Consider the following 4087-nt stretch of genomic DNA (forward strand, 5'->3'; position numbering starts at 1 on the left):
CGTTGTCACGATTCACTTCGGCGCGGTTGTTGTTGTCCCAGGTGATTTTTTCTTGCGACGTTTCGTGAACGGTGGACAGGTTTACGTCACGCTGTGCAACCAGCGTGGCGTTGTCCGCAGAAGTGCTGCTGGCCTTGAGGTTAGAGAAATAATTTCTGAAAACAATAGCAATTAGCGATTTTTAGCTTTCGTTTTCAAATAATTCCAATTATTTGAAAATGGATTGAAAAGCCCGCCAAGGTTCCTACCGTGGATCCTTCTCCGGCAACCAACCCTGTTCAATACGGTTAATCAGCAATGTATCGTTCCACGTCCCTCTAATGGGCAGTCTCCTTTGCTCCTCTGTAATCGCACCTACCATCCACTCTTTCTCACCATCCCAAAACCACCAAGTTTCAACCTTCCCAGTTGATGGATCCACCACACCTGCCCTGAATAATGGAGTCTTGCGAGCATGCTCGGGAAGTTCGCAATGGGCAATCTTCTTAACAATTCCCTGCTTGTGAACCTCTGAAAGGGGGAAAAATATCCAGAAATTGGTTTCTATCGAAATAATCTCGTTCAAGTTCAAAGGCGTCTCAGAATAGGTACCAGGTAACACCCGAATCAAAGCACCTCTAGGGCGAATAACCTTCGCAAACTGGAAATAGGCATCGCCATCAGCCGTCTTAATCGAAAATACATCGCCCTCTTTTAGCATCATTTAAATCCTGGGTAGCCGACCGATTTCAACAAGGCTTCTGACCTTCAAATATTCTTTCAAGCTCATCTATAAATTCGGGGGTCACCTTAGCTTCTGACAACTGGATTTCATAACGCTCCAGGATCTCTTTGCCTGTTTGCGTTAATCCAAGCTCTTGTGCCATCCACAATCCAGCCCCGTCTCCGAATGGATCGTTGTTTCTAAGTTCATCATAAAACCAAGAAAGGTCTTCCGTTGGACTAGTAGCTCCATCCAAATAGAGAATTCCACTTTTCGTCAGTTTATAGATTAATTCAGCTCCCTCTTTCCAGTGCTGATATCGACTCTCTTCGGGTAAAACTCCGCCAATAAAATAACTAGGCGACAGAATCTCCGGTCCCATTGCCATAGTTTTCATTCTGTCTTGAATTACGTAAGCCCATTTGTATTCCATTTTCATGTTTCGACCTTTCTCTATTGCAGAGGGAACTTCAACTTAATTATCGTTGCCCTGCCGTTATCATCCACATTTAGTTTGTTAATTGTATTCGCTCCATTTAACTCAACCGTTGCTGTAGATGGCAATGTATCCTTGCTCGCATAACCTGCGGGTCGATACGTCACGATAATATCGTCGGCATTTTTTGCGTACCAGCAGCCTTGACAATTACCCTTATTCATTGCGCTTCCACGTGCCAATTCCTCAGCAGTCGGATTTCTCCCCAGAACTCTTAGCGCAAAATCTTCGGCCGTCGCACTGGGATTTGAACTCTCCGGCATCTGACGAGGTGTCCAAGGTCTCTTAGGATCAATCGGGGTGCCCGGTAAAGTCCCATCAAATATATCTTGTACTGCTTTCTGATTCAGGACTGTGTTGGGAGCTTTGTTGCTCAAGTCCGCACCGTTTGGATTGCCAGCGATCTTTCTGAGCGCCTCAATCTCTTCCGATGTTTTGGATATTTCTGGAGATGTCCCCGATGACCCTTTACTCAAGGCCTTTTCCTCTGCCTTGGCCAGACCGCCAGGAATATATTTTCCCAGCAGATATGTCAGTCCAAGCTTCCCCGCGTCAATCCCGATTTGTGCGAGTGGATCCCTCTCCCCCGGATAAGTCGCAATATCAAACGAGTCTAAAACACGCCTGCCTTCAGTAGAAACGTAAGTACCAAAGGCTGCCTGTCCTCCCTCCTGCGCTTGATCGCTGGATGCCTTTGCAACATAAACACCTACTGGAACTAACGCACAACTCGTCCCTGCGCTCGGACCACAGCCCAATGCCCCAGATACGGTAAGCGTCCCTCCCGCAACCATTCCGAGTGTCCCAAGGCCCAAATCTGCAGCCCCACCCAAGCGCTGCTTGAGTTCGCCATTTCTGGTGATGGCGTCTCGTAGAGGGTCAAGGTAGGGCTTATAAATGAATTCGCCCGTCTTGAGCAAAGTCGCCATCTCATCCTGATACGTCGCTCCCTTATCCTGCAGTCCCTTCAACAGGCTGTAGTACGGATCACTCGGCGGCACCCCATCAGCGCATCTCACCAGCGCACAAGCCGCCGCATTCAAACGCTGCTGCTCTTCAGGTGATTTCCCTTTTTTAAGAGCCGACAGTTTCTCCGATTCGGACTCATGCAATTCGCGGTTATTGGCCTCGACATTCACGCCAGCTGCCAGCCCCGATGCTCCCCCAGCAATCCCGCCCAGCGCAGCCGCTGCCGCCTGCGCCATTGCCTGCCGTATCGGCAAAGGCAAACTGGTGTTATCGATCAGCTTGGCAAGCTGCGGCATTGCGACGGAAGAAGTCGCAGCCCCAATAGCACCATCGACACCCCCACCAAGCAACCCGGCAGCGGTGTGCAAGGCAGTTCGATAGAGACCGCCTTCGCTCCATTTATCACGCTCCGCGATCAACGCAGCCTTCTCGTCTTCGCTTTGCGCAACTTCGATTTTTGCGTTGAGTTCGTTGACCTTGCTTGTCGCGTAGCTTCCGATTTCCTTCGCCGCATTCTTGCCAAACAATTCCGTAATCTGCGCCTGCGCCTGCACATCCGCCTGCAACGCCTGCGCATCCCACTGCTTGGTCAACTTCCCACTGGTATCCCGATCACTGCTCACATCGGTATTGATACTGGCAATGGTCTGCTCGGCCGTCTTGCCGGTCTTGGCTTGCTGTGCCTTGTCGTCGGTGATCTTGATATCAGCCTGGCTGATGCCGCTGCGCGTCGTGCTGCTTTCACTGCCACTGCTGCTACCAATGCCAATACCCGTCCCATTCATCGACGACTTGGCGCCATTGAAGCCGCCGCCCACGCTCACGCTCTGGCTTTCCGCCTTGTAGTCGCTGCGATTCTGGATATCGGATTGGGTCAGCGTCTCGGTCGTCAGGCTGTTCTTGCCCTCGACGGCGGCCTTGTCGGTGCTGGCGATCTTCGCCCCCACAAGATCCGTATTGCCAGCCACGTTGATCTGGAATCCGCCATCCCCCGCACGAACCCCCGATTGCTCGTTCACGCTCGCAAAGCTGCCATCCACACTGCTACGGCTGGCGCTGATGCTGCCGCTCATCTTGCCCATGCCGACCGAGATGCTGCCGCCCAGGCTCTGCTGGTTGCTCTTGTAGGTGCTGGTGTCCTGCAGGCTGGCAATCTTCAAGTTCCCATGCCCGCTGGTGCCCACATCCATCACCACCTGCTTGCCGCTGACCACTGCGCCGCTCAATGTAGTGTCCGTCCCCGAGCTGATCGTCAGCTTGTTGCCCGCATCCACGTGCGTGTTGACCTGTGTCACATCATTGCCGTCACCACGTCCACGGCTGCCCGAAGCACTGGCATTGAACATCAGACCGTCGGTGCCAATGGATACCCCCACCGAACCTGAACTGCTCTGGTTGCTGCTGTGCTGTTCGGAGGTGTTCTGTGCTGCTAGCAGGCGCACTTCATTGGCAGCCTTCAGCGTGGCATTCACGCCGGCCTTGATATCGCTGCCCTGGATGACGATGTTGCTGTCTGCACCGCCACCTTGGGCGCCGATGTTGACACTGCCGCCAGCGGTGACCGCTGATCCGCGTACCGTATTGCTGGTCTGCTCGGAACGGCTTTCGCTGCTGCTGCTCCCGATGCTCAGTGCGAGATTGAGACCACCAGCCTTCTCGGCATCCGTAGCGTCCCGTGAAGGCGTCTTGCCGGTGGTCGGGTCGGTTGGTCCGGTGGCAATCTGGTTGGCCTTACCGTCAATCGTGCTGCCTTGACCGGCCTTGATGGCATCACCTGCGTTCTTGGCCGCAAATCCCATGTTGGCCACCGCCAGCGCCTGCATGCGACCATCCTTGGTCTTGCTCGCCGCTTCCGCCATCTGGCCTACCGTCTGGATAGCCGAGATCACCGGGCTGGTCACCGCCACCGTCAGGCCACT

Annotated in this window: 3 protein-coding genes; all 3 read right to left on the bottom strand. The window is 53.5% G+C overall.

Translation table 11 applies throughout. From position 1 onward, the window contains the following. Nucleotides 1-244: 244 nt before the first annotated feature. A complete protein-coding gene (locus tag ACODSZ_RS22960) occupies nt 245-703 on the bottom strand; it encodes a hypothetical protein (RefSeq protein ID WP_488928624.1) in 459 nt (152 codons plus the stop codon). A gap of 25 nt (nt 704-728) precedes the next feature. Next, a complete protein-coding gene (locus tag ACODSZ_RS22965; RefSeq protein WP_488928625.1) occupies nt 729-1142 on the bottom strand; it encodes a hypothetical protein in 414 nt (137 codons plus the stop codon). Between the two features lie 14 nt (nt 1143-1156). Further along, nucleotides 1157-4087, bottom strand: a 2931-nt coding sequence (locus ACODSZ_RS22970; RefSeq protein ID WP_488928626.1) for a hemagglutinin repeat-containing protein, incomplete at its 5' end; no start/stop codon positions are given.

Source organism: Herbaspirillum sp. FG34 (assembly GCF_057809315.1).